Source organism: Bacteroides celer, from assembly GCF_002632415.2.
GTDB lineage: Bacteria > Bacteroidota > Bacteroidia > Bacteroidales > Bacteroidaceae > Bacteroides.
This window is the reverse complement of the sequence record NZ_CP178209.1, coordinates 2,875,921-2,891,747: the sequence shown is the minus strand read 5'-3', so window position 1 is coordinate 2,891,747 and position 15,827 is coordinate 2,875,921. Positions and strand designations below refer to the sequence as shown.

The 15,827-nt window shown below is 38.9% G+C and carries 12 protein-coding genes and 1 pseudogene; 5 read left to right on the top strand and 8 right to left on the bottom strand.

Annotated features, from left to right (window positions below):
* Nucleotides 1-8 precede the first annotated feature (8 nt).
* The 6 genes and pseudogenes from CJF29_RS11560 to CJF29_RS11535 form a co-directional block, all read right to left on the bottom strand.
* Nucleotides 9-977, bottom strand: a complete 969-nt coding sequence (locus CJF29_RS11560; RefSeq protein WP_099147312.1) for a FimB/Mfa2 family fimbrial subunit — start codon at nucleotides 975-977, stop codon at nucleotides 9-11.
* A 3-nt stretch (nucleotides 978-980) separates the two neighbouring features.
* Entirely contained in the window at nucleotides 981-2,573 is a 1,593-nt protein-coding gene (locus tag CJF29_RS11555; protein ID WP_074559010.1) for an Mfa1 family fimbria major subunit, read from the bottom strand.
* Nucleotides 2,574-2,628: 55 nt separating this feature from the next.
* Nucleotides 2,629-4,160, bottom strand: a pseudogene (locus tag CJF29_RS11550) (DUF3868 domain-containing protein).
* Nucleotides 4,161-4,167: 7 nt separating this feature from the next.
* Entirely contained in the window at nucleotides 4,168-4,755 is a 588-nt protein-coding gene (locus CJF29_RS11545; protein ID WP_074559008.1) for a DUF3575 domain-containing protein, read from the bottom strand.
* Between the two features lie 676 nt (nucleotides 4,756-5,431).
* Nucleotides 5,432-6,580: an IS91 family transposase gene (locus tag CJF29_RS11540; RefSeq protein ID WP_413544494.1), complete on the bottom strand. Its 1,149-nt coding sequence runs from the start codon at nucleotides 6,578-6,580 to the stop codon at nucleotides 5,432-5,434.
* Entirely contained in the window at nucleotides 6,577-7,479 is a 903-nt protein-coding gene (locus CJF29_RS11535) for a tyrosine-type recombinase/integrase (protein ID WP_413544495.1), read from the bottom strand. The genes CJF29_RS11540 and CJF29_RS11535 overlap by 4 nt, the downstream gene beginning before the upstream one ends.
* 338 nt (nucleotides 7,480-7,817) lie before the next feature.
* Between CJF29_RS11535 and CJF29_RS11530 the strand changes: the two genes are divergently transcribed.
* From CJF29_RS11530 to CJF29_RS11510, 5 genes are all read left to right on the top strand, one after another.
* Nucleotides 7,818-8,336: a hypothetical protein gene (locus tag CJF29_RS11530; RefSeq protein WP_004314798.1), complete on the top strand. Its 519-nt coding sequence runs from the start codon at nucleotides 7,818-7,820 to the stop codon at nucleotides 8,334-8,336.
* A 142-nt stretch (nucleotides 8,337-8,478) separates the two neighbouring features.
* Nucleotides 8,479-8,760 (top strand): DUF3791 domain-containing protein, encoded by a 282-nt coding sequence (locus CJF29_RS11525; protein ID WP_004296045.1) that lies wholly within the window; start codon nucleotides 8,479-8,481, stop codon nucleotides 8,758-8,760.
* Nucleotides 8,754-9,482, top strand: coding sequence for a DUF3990 domain-containing protein (locus CJF29_RS11520; RefSeq protein WP_022198995.1), 729 nt, complete (start codon nucleotides 8,754-8,756; stop codon nucleotides 9,480-9,482). Before CJF29_RS11525 ends, CJF29_RS11520 begins: the two co-directional genes overlap by 7 nt.
* A gap of 281 nt (nucleotides 9,483-9,763) precedes the next feature.
* Nucleotides 9,764-10,975 (top strand): AAA family ATPase, encoded by a 1,212-nt coding sequence (locus CJF29_RS11515; protein ID WP_255299445.1) that lies wholly within the window; start codon nucleotides 9,764-9,766, stop codon nucleotides 10,973-10,975.
* Entirely contained in the window at nucleotides 10,965-11,483 is a 519-nt protein-coding gene (locus tag CJF29_RS11510) for a hypothetical protein (protein WP_004325968.1), read from the top strand. The genes CJF29_RS11515 and CJF29_RS11510 overlap by 11 nt, the downstream gene beginning before the upstream one ends.
* Here the strand turns inward: CJF29_RS11510 and CJF29_RS11505 are convergent.
* A complete protein-coding gene (locus tag CJF29_RS11505) occupies nucleotides 11,476-12,990 on the bottom strand; it encodes a TlpA family protein disulfide reductase (RefSeq protein ID WP_074638034.1) in 1,515 nt (504 codons plus the stop codon). The two genes, CJF29_RS11510 and CJF29_RS11505, sit on opposite strands and share 8 nt — an antisense overlap.
* Before the next feature lie 162 nt (nucleotides 12,991-13,152).
* The gene (gene mgtA, locus CJF29_RS11500; RefSeq protein WP_074559577.1) at nucleotides 13,153-15,804 is read right to left on the bottom strand and encodes a magnesium-translocating P-type ATPase; all 2,652 of its coding nucleotides are present in this window, start codon (nucleotides 15,802-15,804) and stop codon (nucleotides 13,153-13,155) included.
* Between the last annotated feature and the right edge of the window lie 23 nt (nucleotides 15,805-15,827).

Genomic DNA, 15,827 nt, shown 5'->3' with positions numbered 1-15,827 from the left:
GAAACGTCTTACGTATCCGTTGGTTGGAACCAGTAGGTCCAGTTGTTAATAGTGATACTTAATGCTATGTAACCGTTCTCTTCCTTATCTCCGATGCGGATGTTAATGTCCCACTGATATCTGCGGTCGAGATATTCCTGGTCCCCCATCGTTTCTGGTTTACTTTTCAGCAAGTAGTCAATAAGGTTTATGGTTGTTTCTCCTCCAATGTCTATCGCTTTTCCTGATGTTTGCTCCGTAATGGAAAAAGGCATAGCGACATCTTTGACGAATCTAAGCGTGTGGAGCCGGGTCTGAAGAGATAGTTTGTTGTCTTCCTCATCTGCACAAGGGTGGTAAATTATGTTCTTGTTTCCATCTCCAAAATTATTTTTATAGTCATAAATACTGTTTGCCGCTATCAATTGTATATTGTATTTTGAAAGATCGACCTGATTGCTGCCTCGTGTAATGCCTATCGTTATATCATTGGTATTACGTATCAGGCTGACAGTTTCTGTATTGCTTATGTTCTCCGGAGAAAACATTTGCAGGGGACCGCTATGCCATAATGCATCAAGATGATTGTTGCTCATGTCATTATCGGGTTCGTATTTTAAGGATAGTTTGTCTATCGGATCACCTGCAGTCATTGATGATAGCCGGTAAAACTCATCTGTTTTTCCGGCCCATACAACAGCCGTACAGCCTTTCAGTCGATAAGGGATCAGCATACGATAGTCCGTATTTTTCAGCGGATTACCTTTTTCGATGAATGTCTGAAGATATTTCCCTTCTGCATCGAACACATAGACTTTTACTTCCTCCACCTGATCGGCAAACCAGTCTTCATTTGCCATGTTATAGTCATACCTGAATTCAAGAAAAAGGTCACACTGGTCAAGATCGTCATGAAAGACGTCGCAACCGGTAATCCCTGCCGCCATAAAAGCGGCAAGGATTATTATGTATTTCTTTATGTGTCTCTTGATTTTCATCTATTAATGCAAATCAACACCTTGTGTCCAGTAAGTCCATGGATTGATAGTGATTTTTACAGAAATGTATGCGTCTGCTTCATCATCATCGGTACCCGGAGGTGTAGGATTAGTGGGATCAGGGTCAGACGGATCGGGAATCCACGGTGTTCCGGGACCGCTCACGCTCTGAAGGTCAAGGTGATACCAATTGTTGCGCACTACTCCGTATCGGCCTAAAGCCATCTTTTCGGTTACATTCTGGTCGTGACGGATCAGGACATCGTAATAGCAAACAGATTCATGATAGTAACGCACGGCACAAAAACGTCCGATGATACCGGTTTTCGCAGTAAGTCCGCTCGATTGAAGGTTTGTAATAAAATTGTCTATAGCACTTTGATCGGCACTTTCATCCACGAGCTTTGCTTTCTTTAAGAATATAGGCAAATCTGTTTTTAGTCCGCCACTACCAGTTTTTGTGTATTCTTCTTTAAGCTGGTCTAATGTATAATAGTTTCCTTTCCAAGAGAAATAACTACTATTTGAGGTCAAACCATTAGGAGTGTACGTAGCCTTTACTACCACCTTGGTAGTGAATCCTAATTGCTGTGCATTAGCGTCCATGGTGTTTTCAAGACAGTAGCAGCTCGTTCCTTTATCTCGTTTAACTTCAGGTATAGGGTCAGTATCACTGTCTATATTTTTTAGATAATTGAAAGCTGCATCCATATTAGTTTCCATAGTACTATTATCACTAATATCAGGTTGTTCGCTCTTTAAATAGTTCTTATCCCGACGATAAACCGCTCCAGTCGTGGCATTATCGTAAGTGATAAGTTCACTATACAGTTTTACACTCTTATTGGTAACGCTTAATTCCCAACCGCCGAAAGTAAATGTAGCACCGTCAGGTTTGGTAGTAAAAGACTCCTTAACCGCAAGCTCTACTTTTGCACTTAATCGATCCACAGAGATTTCTGCAGGATGGTCTTTTGCTTCTTTTTTTGCCGCATCTATTTTGTCTTGGGTATATCCATCCGGCTTATGCACCGTTACTCCCATCAATGCTCCTTCTATGCCAGCTCCTTCGCCTACACTCGCCATCATGAAATTATCATTGGTAGCGACATTGGCAATAACCGCCTCAATAGCAGTGTTTATTGCAGACCAAGGTTTACCTTTTACTGTTTCCGCAGCTAAATTCCATCCTTTATTCCCGTCGGTGTAAGGATTGATAACCACAAATACTTTTTTAGTCTTCTCCGGTACTAATTGAGCTTCACTAGCTGCAGCTTCCGGGGTCCCTGTTCCACCGGATTCTCCTTCGCTATTCCCAACGGTCAAACCATCAAAATTAACCACATCAAGGCACACATCTTCCTCGTCAAATAATAGAACTCTGACTGTCCCTGCTTTACTTTCCCCTGAACTTCCCGGTTTTTCTACTACACCCTCTGCTCTTGTAGTGGATGTGTGACTTTGCAGGGAAAGCGACAGATACGCCTTTCCATTCAGCTCACCGCTCGGAATATTCCCTTCCCGAGCATCTTCACTACTACAGCCGGCAAATATAAAAACTGCCAATGTAGATAATAGAAAACTTCTTGTTTTCATCATTGTTAAATTTTAAAATGTTGTAAATAAAAAGATAATTATAATATATAAAAAATCAATAATCTAGTTTACTCATCAATTCGATATTCTCTTCTTTTTTGGCTAATTCCTCCAGATTGAAATTTGCTTGTTTCAATCCGGATTCAGCAGCCTTATTTAGATGTAACTTTGCTTGTTCATAGTCACCTCTTAGCAGATGTAATACTCCCACGGCATTTTCGTATTCCGGTGTGGAAGTCTCTGCTCTCTTTAAGTATTTTTCTGCCAAAAGAGTGTCTTTACGTGAAAGTGCAGCCGAAGCGGCATTCAGATTGGCAATCTTATCATCAGGAAAGACGCTAACGGCTGTTTCAAATAATTCGATAAACTCTGGTGAACCATTTTTGTAAGTTAGAGCGACCAAATAAATTTCATTCAGGCTCAAATTTTGTGGCCGACTATGAATCAGCACTTTTGCCTGTTCTATATTAAAATTCTGAACATCGTACTCTATTTTACAGATCGCTTTACGCAGATGTGGGTAATACTCACGCAACATAAACCGATAAGGATTGCCCTGTTTATATAACATCAACGATTTCTTGCGACTGGTATTCGTTCGGTAGTTTATTTCAACTGGTATGTGATCTATAATATGAAGAATTCCATCCTTTTCTGCCATGTCAGACTCTGCAACCATTTTACGTAGTCCTTCCCAGTTTTCGCCACCATATTCCACCTTGTATAATTCTTTAGAGAAAGGGAAACGAGGGAGAAGGTAATTAACAAGTGCCTTTGCACGTCCTTCGGAAAGCTATTTGTTAAAAAGGACAGAACCCTCCGGTGAAGCATAACCAATGACTGATATTCCACGAATGGTAATGGCTGTATCATTTTTCACTTCGGCAAGCATGGAGGATATCTTTTTTAGTTCAGTCGGATTATTCGTATAGTCCGGTTTAATATCGGTTTTTGATACGACAAAGTCCAGAAATGCTTCACATGACATCTCACGACTTTTGACTGGTTCAACTTTTGGCTGTACGTAACTAATATGTGGAGTGATTTGATAAGGGACGGGAAGTTTCTCCAAAGTAACAGCACTAAAAAGAGGAATAGCTGATAGTAACCTGCCTGGCCTGCAACAGCCCATTTTACATTCAGATATGCATCCTTCATCCATGGCTCGAATGGAATTATCAACGAGTACCGAATCTGTTCTTTTCCAGTCATTCCATACCCTTTTAATATGGAGTATGGAGCTTCTGACTGGTAAAAAGCACGTTCCTGCGTATTCATCAAAGCAAGTTTACGTTTCAGATTCTGATGGTTCTTACGACCTTTAATAGATATTTCCGGTAATTCCATCTGATGGTTTGCAGCAATCAATACCGGTATCAGTTCTATAGAATGATTGGAGCAGACTTGTATATTATCAAAGTTATAAAGTATTTGAATATGCAATGAATCTCCCGCTTGCTGTAGTTCAAGAGCTGTTGGTTGTATAATTCCTGTATACCATTTCTTGGGATTTTCTTCTCCGTATGATAAAGAAGAAATGGTCAGGAATATGATTAACAGGTATAGGAATGATCTTAATTTTGTCATGGTTGTATTATTTTATAAGAAATATAAGTGAGATTGCAGCTTTAGTTGGTCCAAAATAATTGCGGTTTTCTGTTCCGACCTTTTCACCACAAGTCTCACACCGGAACTTGTCATAATGTAGCCGCACATATCCTGCACCTATATTTGCTTCAAGGCTCCAACGATTACTAAGGAGGAAGTGATAACCATACGAGATGCCTCCTCCTGCTCCCCATCCTTCATATCGGTAATGGCTGGAATTATCCCCGAATAAAAGTGGCAAGTGATGACCCGCTATGTTATATTGTGTTCCTATTATGTGTATTCCCCCAAAATGTCCGCTAAATCTTTCACATGTCCAATAACGATATTCCATTGTACCGAGCCAGTGTACCAGTTTTTTATTTGAAGATGCTTTATTGGGTGTAAACCAGTTAAGTACAGCGCCAAGTTCTATTGTAGTGCGTGGAGAAAGTCCCCACTCTACTCCCAAGTTGGGAGTACCTGAATATGCACCGTAGAACAGGTTTGTTTTTACTGCTACCTTTTGGGCCGAACATTTTAAAATGCTTCCCCAACATATCAAAAGTAGAATTGCTATATATTGTATTTTCATCAGATGCGTATATTGAATATTTTGCTTTTGCTTGCGTTTAATAAAATTATTATCAGATGCGAAATTACAAAATAAATATATATTAAAGTAAAACGTTCTGAAATTGCACATGGATTCCGAAATTTCGTCCAAAATAGTTCTATAAATCACTTAAATGAGGGTTAGATAACTATAAAAAGGACTTATCGGATAAACATTGTTAAATTATTATCCAACTTATTCAATTATCTTTTGTGACATACTAAACGTTTATACACGCGCAAAACAAACGATGTGCAAGGGTGGTTATTTATATTTACATATTACTTATGGTACTTCAACTATGCGTTTTGAAAGATCAGAATATTACAACTAGTTTTGTTCCCGGATTTTAAGGAGTCATCCGTTTCTTTAAAAGGAACGAAATAGGGCTTCGTGTGCCCCTTAGGGCATATGGAGCCTTTGTTGTACGTTTTCTATTTTTTATGGGGGTTACTTCTGTATCTGTATTTTTTTCAGCAGTTTCCTAATGTCCTGTGCTTGCTTTTATACTTGTTTTTTCAGCCTTTCTTGATTCCAATCTCCCTTTTTTCCTCCTTTTTCTTTCTATCCGGTGTTTTTACCGTGTTTTCCGTTATGTATATCCACAGAGCCTCTCTCCCAGGACTTCATTCTTCCTGTGAATATATTTTCTTCTTCAAAAAGTACCGTTCAGCGGTTTGGAACTTCCTCTTCCGGGTGGCGACCTGGCTGGTCTGAAAACTTCAATTGTAATCATCTGCGCCCCTCCGCAATGCTTGCATAAGTTATACTCCCTCCATTTGTCTTGACAGAGTTCTTTCCACTTGGCTCTTTTCCTTTTAAGTGGTGCCGGTGGTACTTTCATCCTTATCTGTATGCTTGTCAACTTCCTTCTGTTGCATGCTGCCAGGAATCCGTAATGCCTGATACGTACAAATCCTGCCGGCAATATATGCCTACTGAACCTGTGTACGAACTCTTCTCCCGTGAGTGTCATCATCTTATGTTTTCCCCCATCCCTGTAATCCTTATAGTCAAACATGACGGCTGTATCTGTAATTCCCTTAATCCTGGCATTACTGATGGCTGCCCTGTGTGAGTAACGCCCTAAGTATTCTATGACCCTTTCCACGCCTTTGAACGGTGCTTTGCTATATACCACCCATTCTTTTTCAAACAGCTTCTTTCTTGTTGCCTGGGGTACTTTCACATGTTTGCTCCACTCTTGCATGAACTTGGCTCTGAACACCCTGCCCATGGCCCTGACCGGGAATAGAAAAGGACTGTCCTGATTTGCCCCTGAGATCTTCCTCCATTCCCCCTTGTCATCTATCCCTCCTTCGGGCACTACACAGTGCAGGTGGGGGTGGTAGTGCAGGTTACTTCCCCATGTATGCAGGATGGCTACCATTCCCGCCTGGGCGCCTTTATTGGCAGCGAAGGCTGCGAGTGTCTTCCAGGCAGCGGCAAACAGGCATGAATAGGTGTGTCTCATATTACCCAGTGCCAGTGAATGCAAGTCGGCCGGCAAGGTAAATACCACATGGAAGTATTTCACGGGCAACATATCCTCTTTGCGTGCCTGTATCCATACCTCACGTTCGGCTCCCTGGCATTTGGGACAATGCCGGTCCCGGCAGCTGTTGTAACTAACACGTACGACTCCACACTGGGGACAGGCATCCACATGCCCTTCCAAAGCGGAGGTACGGCACTGTTCCAGGCGTGAGAGGACCTGGAGAACCCTGCCGCAGGGATGATGTTGGCTGATAAAGGATGATTTGAAGCGGGAAATAATCTGACCGACCTCAAACTCCGTCCTCATGGCTGCGTATTGTTATATCCCACTCCCTCAAGACGGTCCAGTGGACTGAAGGCGTAACCTCCGGCAGGAAGATTGACAAGGTGAAGATAAACCAGGGTTGTCTTTATATCGGCATGTCCCAGAAGGTCACGGATGCGAAGTATATTTTCGCCCATCTCCAGCAGGTGCGTGGCGTAACTGTGACGAAGGGTATGAAGCGTGCAGGGTTTAAGGATGCAGGACGAATGAACCGCTTGTTTAAAAAGATAGCGGATCTCGGAATCTTCGATTTGTCCGCCGAAACAATTGTTGAAAAGATATACCGCGGGTCTGTACTGGATGAAATACTCCCTGAGAAGAAGCAACAGGTTGCCGGAAAGGGGGACGTACCTGTCTTTTCTACCTTTGCCCTGGCGGATGAAAACCTGCATGCGCTTGCTGTCAATATCACAAATTTGCATATTGACCAGTTCACGTAAACGCAGCCCGCAAGAATAAATCAGAGACAGCAGGGATTGGCTGCGGATATTCCCGCAGTGCCGCAAAAGGCTGATCACTTCGGACTGGGAAAGAACAACCGGAAGTTTCTTCGTGCTACGGATACGGGGGAGAGAAAAATTAAGTTCGCTAAGATGCATCGTCTTACGATAACAGCGGAGACTGTAAACCGTGTGCTTGAAATAGCTCAAACCCGGTGAAGGAGTGCGAGAGAGCAACATGCTGAAATAATCGCGGCAATCATCTTCGCTTAAGTGTTCAGGAAGTTTTTTGAAGTGAAAGCTGATAGCAGCCAACTTATGGCCATAACTTTTTATACTACCAGGAGAATACTGCTCAATAAGAAGTTGTTTGGAAAATTTTTCGTAACTTTGACCAAACCCCGAGATGGAGTCACTGGCACGCTGAATAAAATTTGCCATAGTGGAGAATGTTTATTGGTTGAACATTGGAAATATCACCACTAAAATCAGCAAAAAAAAGGAATCCCGCATACAGATAGCAAACTTTAGCTATTACGTATGCGGGATTTAGTACAACAAGGCGTTCCTCGGTGAGAAACAGGTCGTTCCTTTAAAAGGAACGGCTCCTTGGTTTTAAACCAAAAAATAGTATCTATAATACACTGTATATCAATTTATTATAAAAAGAAGAATTCCGTCCCGATAACCATGGGAATATTCTCAATAAACCAAACGGAATTCACAGTCCAAGGGGCTGTATATACATACTTTTTTATTACAAACTTAAAAAAAATCCCATGGTTACAGTCACAATTAATATCAAGCCATATTTGGCTGGATATATGTATGTCCGATATCGACAAAGTTTAGAACCCGATCCAGAGAACCAGTCTCATTCCTCCTCTCCTTCTTCTTCCAAACGACTTATCCCTATCCATCTCTCCCACATTACTCCAGTTTATCACTTCCTTCATCAACTATCTGTCCCTCATCCGCAAAATACTTCATGGAAAGAAATTGGAAATATTTGCTTTGTACTGCCCAAACCGCGTAATGGGAAGAATCCGGAAGTCTATAACTATATCGGAAACGATAGTGCATTGATTATAGAAAAGGAAATAGAAACGGAGATGAAAGCGGAATTATACTCCTTTCTATTGGATAATAAGTTTAATAAAGGAGTGATGTTTAAAAAGTCAATAGAACAATTTGTAGAGCACTACGAAATGGTAGGACTGGTACAGGAAGAAACGCTGATGAGGGCATTTCAAAGATGGAGGAAGTTGGTGAAAGAAGAAAAAGCTATAAAGCTATAATGAAAGTATATTGATTTTGACTTAATCCATAATGAAACGTGATATACTATACTAATTAATTGGAAGAAAGAAGGAACTTTTCTATCTTTGCTAATATTAATCTTTTTCGCTAATTGATTAAGATAAGAAAGGAGAAAATAATATGACCCTCAAAGAAAAACAATTAGAGTTTATTATCTATTGTATAGAGAATACAGCCGAACGGTTAGGACGCTATAGTGCGGATGTATATAATAAACTAAAAGAATTAGGTGCTATAGACGGCTATATAAATGCTTTTTATGATACTTTGCATACCCAAGGCAAAGCCTACATAGTAGATTCTTTATTAGAATATATCTATCATCGTGATCCACAATGGTTACCGGAAGATTATCGTCCTTTTCAAGTTTCGACACAGCAAAAAGGAGATAAGTCATGTTAACTGTTTATCATGGTTCTACTTACCGTGTAGAACAACCATTAGCTGGCGTATGCCGACCGAATCTTGATTTCGGAGTGGGCTTTTATCTTACTGATTTAAAGGAACAGGCAGTTCGTTGGGCTCTTCGCACAGCTGATATTCGCCATGAAAATAGTGTGTGGCTCAATATTTATTCATTGGATATAGATGCCTGCCGCAACTCTTCTTTTAATTATTTGCACTTTACCACTTACGATGCACATTGGCTGGATTTTGTTGTAGCATGTCGACAAGGGAATGTTATATGGCAGGATTATGACATAATAGAAGGCGGTATAGCAGATGACCGTGTGATACGTACTATTGACCTTTATATGCGTGGTGATTACACTCGTGAAGAAGCGTTGTCACGTTTGATTCATCAAGAGCCTAATAATCAAATTTGTATTACGAACCAAAAAGTAATTGACGAACACTTACATTTTGTGGATGCTATACTTTTGCCTTTCCCATCTCTCTCAAAAGAAATCCCCAATGCTGATATTGTAATGCAAGGCAAATATTACAGCATTGTAGAACTTCTTGCTACCCGTCTGCATATTTCCAGTCTACAGGCACTTGATATATTTTATAATAGCGAAAGCTACCAGCGCATTGTCCACCGACTTGGAGATCTATATCTCATGAGCGATGCATATATTGTAGATGAATTGATGAGGGAGCTACAAAAAAGACAAGGTTGACATTAGCCTTGTCTTTTATCCCTATTGTTAAGCTGTTCGAGAAGTCTTCTTCCGATGAAATAGTCAGGCCATCCGGATCGGTGACAGTACTCATATTGTGAATGGCAAAGAAGACATTAAGAAGTTAGCGAAAATTTATAATATGAGTGAACATCTACTAACTTTTTCTTGTTTTTTTCTATAAAAAAGAACTACTTTAGGTATTATACCAGTATTAATGACTACATTTGCCAATAGTTATTCTTTTATATGAGGGATATAACTTAAATTTTTTAATGAGCATGGCACATTTAATTGTAACAGATTTTGGGGCTATAAAATCCGCAAATATAGAAATAAAGAAATATAATTTCTTTATTGGACATACTTCTAGTGGAAAAAGTACTATTGCAAAACTTCTTGCAATATTTAACAATTCGATTTTTTGGACTATTAAAGAAGGAGATTTCAATAGTTTCTTAAGGTTATTGGATAAATATAATATTAATTTTGAATTTACGTCTACAACCATTATTCGTTATAGCAATGAAAAATACTATTGGGAAATAGGCTTAAATAAATTTCACAGTAACTACGAGGATGCTGATTTGATGAAAATGGCTAATACTTCAAAGTCATATGATTTTATTTTAAAATTTATAGAACGAAAAGAAAATAACTTTGCATACAAAGAATTTATCAAAAGTCTTAAAAACCTCTTAGATTTAAAAGATAGCGCAATGGTAGAGTTAATAAAACCTGCCTTAGTTGGACTCCTTTATGAAGAATGTATACCAGTATATATTCCAGCTGAAAGATTGTTGATTTCAACATTTTCTAATAGCATATTTTCTTTACTTCAAGCAGGAGCTAGTATTCCCGATTGCATAAAGGATTTTGGTAGCTTATACGAAAAAGCAAGAATTCAGTATAAAAATATTGATATAAACATTCTTGACATTAAAGTGTCATTCAATAACAATGGTGACACAGTATATCTAATGAATGAAAACAAAGAAGTAAAACTATCTCAAACTTCTAGTGGAATTCAATCAATTATTCCGTTGTGGATTGTATTTAACCAATATGTTGAAAGCAAGAAAAAACAGATATTAGTAATAGAAGAACCTGAATTAAATTTATTTCCTTCTACTCAACACTTCCTTATTGATTGGATCATGAGAAAGATGAGAAAATCAAATGGAAGTATTGTAATTACGACACATAGTCCATATGTGTTATCAGTAGTAGATAATTTAATTTTAGCACAAGAAATATTAAAGAAAAGCAATAAAAAGAAGTTGGTGCTATCTAAAATTAAAGAACTCATTCCATCAATGGCGCTAATTGATTTTGATGATGTATCATCCTACTTTTTTCATTCAGATGGAACTGTTAAAGATATAAGAGATACTGACATAAAATCTTTGGGAGCTGAATACATAGATACGGCTTCTGACAAATTAGGATATATTTTTGACGAACTATGCAATATTGAAAGAAATGAGTTGTAAATGTTTTAATAGAAGATTCGTATTCAAGAATACAGATTCTTTTGATCATAAATATGTTAATTCAAAGTGTAAATGCACTTCTCGTTTTACGATTTGTGAAAATAAAAGTAAGTTCACTATTGCATCTAAAGATATTTCCGAAGTTGATAAAATAAAAATTGATGGTTATTTTGATAGTTCATCAGAGCATAGAAAGTGTGATTACTTATTTGTATACACATCACCCCTTAGTTGTGTTTATATTTTTGTAGAACTAAAAGGAACGGATATTGCACACGCTATAACACAAATCGGCAATACAGTGAACTTATTCTACAATCAAGGATATCTAAAAGATAAAAAAGTTATAGGAGCTATTGTTAGTTCACGACATCCATCCAATGACGGTACGTATCGTAAAGCAAAACAAACCCTAGAAAAATCACTTTCATCAAAAATAAAAAGCTTTCGTATAGAAAAGAAGAATAAAGAAATGACATACGATCCTATTAATGATAAAGTTATTTAAGGGCCTCTTCAATTCGAGATATAAATTGTGGATTACTGGGACGTGCCGTAGTTCCGAAATCTACAATTTGCCCTTTTCTATTAAGCAACAGATAATAGGGCATTCTATCTATTTTCCATTGTTTGCGAATTTTCTGTAAGTTATCTTTTCCAAAATAATCAGATGCATAAATACATTCAATTCCCCGGTTTTTCAATGAATACTCATTCAGACATTCTTCCCATTCTTCCTTGGGTTCACTTACACATATGGAGTATATAACCAGGTCTTTGGTGGAATACTTACTCCGCAATTGTTTCAAAGGTTCCATTTCTGCCAGGCATGGTGGACACCACCTAGCCCAAAAATCGAAATAGATCACTTTTCCGTGATTCTTCTCAAGTATATTATAGACGGGTTCCATGTAAGGCATAGATGTTTTTAGCTTTAAGTTTTCGTGGAACTCACCATATAATAAATTATTGGAAACTGGTTGCGGATTTTCCAGGTAAGATTTAGTCTGATTATATATCTGCATCACTTGTGCACGCAAATGCGGCATTTTTACGATCGAATCAAACTGCGTGTGCCTCGTTGTTAAAGCAAGTGTATCATTCGCATTCAAAGAGCCAACTGTCATTTTGGTATATATATACTGGTTCAGTTCATTCTCTCCTACTGCCGACATAATCTCTTCTACAGATGGATTTTTTTTATCTTTGTATGTTATCCCATAAGCTATATAGCGTTCTACCTCATCAGCAATATCATATAAACGTGCTGAAAGAATCCCTTTATTATAAAGCTTATTGATTGCAGGCAGAAGTTTATGATACCGATCCATTTCTTTTCTCGTTTTAAACTGGCATTGGTTACCATAGGATAACAAAGCGTAATAATAGTCCTGTTTCAGTAACTCTTCAGTAAATAACGTAACATCGCCCATTGGCTTATACTTCGTCAGATACTCGTTTCTCCGCTCCAAACGAAAGTCATATTCTTTCTTTAATTCAGCCTCAAAATCCTTAATATTCAAATTCGGGTTTATACTATAATTCTGTATGTAATAGTAGGCGCTTTCTGTAAATGCCAGTATTTCTTGATTCAGTTTTTCTGCATCACCTGTTACTTTGGGATGAAAAAGATCTTTGAAGTCTATTTCCACGTGTATGCTATCTCCCGGGTGGATATACAAATGTTCCGCATAATTGCGAATGGAAACTTCTCTTAATTTTGCATAAACCGGAAAGCGGAATGAAAATGAACCATCTTCTTGTATGGGGGTACGATATTGATTTTCCATTTTCCAAAAAAATGGAATGATGAGAGTTAATTCCTTTTCTTGAGGATAAAAATCCCGGTTCAACACTTTTCCTGTGATAACAGCTTCTTTAATATATTCTTTCGCTAATGGATAACTGTCTTCTGTCTGTACAGATGATTCGAATTGAGATTTTGCCCGGTCTTTTTGCCCGCATCCGGTTAATAACAAAGAGGTTATTATCAGAAAGGAATAATAGTGTTTCATCGTGCCTGAATATTAGAAAGTTCGCAAATCTAAATAAATAAGAGTTCTTGCTCCTAAATATATGAAATTAATTTTAGGGGCAAAAACTCTTGACAGACAATTCGTCTCAATTTTAAATCTTTTACAATATATACATTTAATTTGCGAGATAAACAGACAAAGCTATAACCAGCGCACAAACTTCCTGATATACCAGTTCTTCACGATCTGCGTCAAAATGCAATAAGAGAGTAAAATTCCAATCAGCCAGGGGAAATAGCTCAAAGGAAGAGCTGTCAATCCGATGGAACGGCCGAAAGCGGTGAAAGGAATAAGAATACCTATTGCCATGATTAAGAAGGTCAGTCCCATCACAGGCCATGTGGCACGGCTTTGTATGAACGGTATCTTGCGGGTACGTATCATGTGGACAATCAATGTCTGTGATAACAAACCTTCCACAAACCATCCGGTCTGAAACAGTGTCTGATGTTCGGGGCTGTTGCAGCTAAATACGTACCACATGACCAGATACGTGATAATATCAAAGATAGAACTGATGGGACCTACATAAATCATAAAACGACTTAGATCGGACGCATCCCATTTACGGGGTTTCTTCAGGAACTCCGGGTCCATACGGTCAAATGGAATGGTTGTCTGTGATATGTCATACAATAAGTTCTGGATCAATAGATGTATCGGCATCATGGGCAGAAACGGCAGGAATGCACTGGCAAACATCACACTGAACATATTACCAAAATTGGAACTGGCAGTCATCTTGATATACTTATTGATATTGCCGAATGTCTTTCTTCCTTCAAGCACTCCGTCTTCCAATACCATCAAATCTTTTTCCAACAAGATAATATCTGCGCTTTCTTTGGCTATATCCACAGCAGAATTGACTGATATACCAATGTCCGACTGACGCAATGCACCTGCATCATTGATTCCATCTCCCAAGAACCCTACTGTATTACCTTGCTCCTGTAACAGAGAGATGATTTGTGTCTTCTGCAATGGAGTTAGTTTTGAAAATAAAGTGGTATTCTTTACCGCTTCTTTCAATACCGTTTCATCCATATTCTCTATTTCTATCCCGGTAAGAAAATGACTGGTGTCAATTCCTACCTGTCGGGCAATGGCTTTTACCACGATATCATTATCTCCCGACAATATTTTAACAGCTACTCCATGTGCATATAATTGTTCGATGGCTTCAACAGCAGAAGGCTTCGGAGGATCAAGAAAGGCAAGATACCCGATCAGTACCATTTCTTTTTCATCTTCGATGGCAAAATTACAATCTTTCTCGATAAAACTTTTTTGGGAGACTGCCAACACTCTCATTCCCTGCTGATTCATTTCTTCACTAATCATCTTTGCTTTGATTTTCAAAGCATCAGTCAAGGGATGAATCTGCCCGTTGAACTCGGCATAGGAACAGACATCGAGAATCTCTTCTACCGCTCCTTTAGTAATGATCTGCCGTTTTCCTTGCTTGTCTTCTATCACAACAGACATTCTTCTGCGTGTAAAGTCGAAAGGTATTTCATCCACTTTGGTGTAGTCATCCTTCAAATGTTCCAGATTCAGATCTCTTACATGAGAAAGAATCGCTTTATCCATCAGATTTCTTAAACCGGTCTGGAAATAACTGTTAAAGTAGGCATGACGAAGAATACGTTTACTGTTGTCGTCGCTACCATCTGCATTGATATATTTCTCCAGCACGATTTTATCGCAAGTCAATGTACCGGTTTTATCAGTACAGAGTATGTCCATTGCTCCAAAATTCTGAATAGCATTGAGATTCTTTACTATTGTTTTCTTTTTGGACATGGCTATCGCTCCTTTAGAAAGGTTGGCAGTCACAATCATTGGCAACATTTCCGGGGTAAGCCCCACTGCAACGGATATGGCAAAAATGAAAGCCTCGAACCAGTCTCCTTTCGTGAAACCATTCACGAAAAACACAAATGGAACCATTACCAGCATAAAGCGAATCAACAAGAAGCTGACTTTACTAATACCTTTATCAAAAGCTGTAGTGGCACGGTGTCCAACCAGACTTTTTGCAATCGTACCCAGATATGTTTTATTCCCTGTTTCATAAATAATACCTTTTGCTGCGCCACTTATCACATTGGAACCCATATAACAAATATTGTCCAACTCAATGACGCTTCCTTTCCGAAATTGTTGGCTCTGTATCTCGGGAAACTTCTCTATCGGCTCGGACTCTCCTGTCAATGAAGCCTGACTGATAAACAAGTCTTTTGAATCGATGATCCGAATATCAGCGGGAACCATATCCCCAGCTGCCAGATACACAATATCCCCCGGAACGAGTTCCGTGATATCAATCTCTTCTTCCTGTTCACCGGCACGTTTAGCAAGACAGGTGTTCTTTACCATCTTCATTAAAGAATCCGTAGCTTCACTTGCTCGCCATTCCTGCCAGAAACGCAGGATAGCGCTGAATATCACCATGGATGAGATAATGATTACCCCTGTCCATTCCTGTTCTCCGGGTTCGGCCATCAGTACATCCAGAAACAAGGATATAATGGCAAGTCCGGTCAGAACACCAATGAAAGGATTGATAAACGTTTTGATAAACAGTATAAACGGGTTCTTTTTTTGTTCATGGACCACTTCGTTTCTTCCATAAATGGACTGTCGCTCTTGCACTTCTCCCAGCGTTAATCCAAGCTTTGTTGTCTGCAAGTATGAATAGATTGACTTACCGGGTTGTGTGGCAACCAGAAATACTTTCTCTGAATTGAATGTGTACTGTGATGAACGCAGTTTTTTCTTCCATACCATACTCTCTAATTTTTTTAAGTTAC

Coding starts and splice junctions, on each gene's coding strand:
- CJF29_RS11505 (WP_074638034.1), bottom strand. CDS start 12,990: ATGAAACACTATTATTCCTTTCTGATAATAACCTCTTTGTTATTAACC.
- CJF29_RS11525 (WP_004296045.1), top strand. CDS start 8,479: ATGACCCTCAAAGAAAAACAATTAGAGTTTATTATCTATTGTATAGAG.
- CJF29_RS11510 (WP_004325968.1), top strand. CDS start 10,965: ATGAGTTGTAAATGTTTTAATAGAAGATTCGTATTCAAGAATACAGAT.
- CJF29_RS11555 (WP_074559010.1), bottom strand. CDS start 2,573: ATGAAAACAAGAAGTTTTCTATTATCTACATTGGCAGTTTTTATATTT.
- CJF29_RS11540 (WP_413544494.1), bottom strand. CDS start 6,580: ATGAGGACGGAGTTTGAGGTCGGTCAGATTATTTCCCGCTTCAAATCA.
- CJF29_RS11515 (WP_255299445.1), top strand. CDS start 9,764: ATGGCACATTTAATTGTAACAGATTTTGGGGCTATAAAATCCGCAAAT.
- CJF29_RS11545 (WP_074559008.1), bottom strand. CDS start 4,755: ATGAAAATACAATATATAGCAATTCTACTTTTGATATGTTGGGGAAGC.
- CJF29_RS11520 (WP_022198995.1), top strand. CDS start 8,754: ATGTTAACTGTTTATCATGGTTCTACTTACCGTGTAGAACAACCATTA.
- mgtA (WP_074559577.1), bottom strand. CDS start 15,804: ATGGTATGGAAGAAAAAACTGCGTTCATCACAGTACACATTCAATTCA.
- CJF29_RS11530 (WP_004314798.1), top strand. CDS start 7,818: ATGGTTACAGTCACAATTAATATCAAGCCATATTTGGCTGGATATATG.
- CJF29_RS11535 (WP_413544495.1), bottom strand. CDS start 7,479: ATGGCAAATTTTATTCAGCGTGCCAGTGACTCCATCTCGGGGTTTGGT.
- CJF29_RS11560 (WP_099147312.1), bottom strand. CDS start 977: ATGAAAATCAAGAGACACATAAAGAAATACATAATAATCCTTGCCGCT.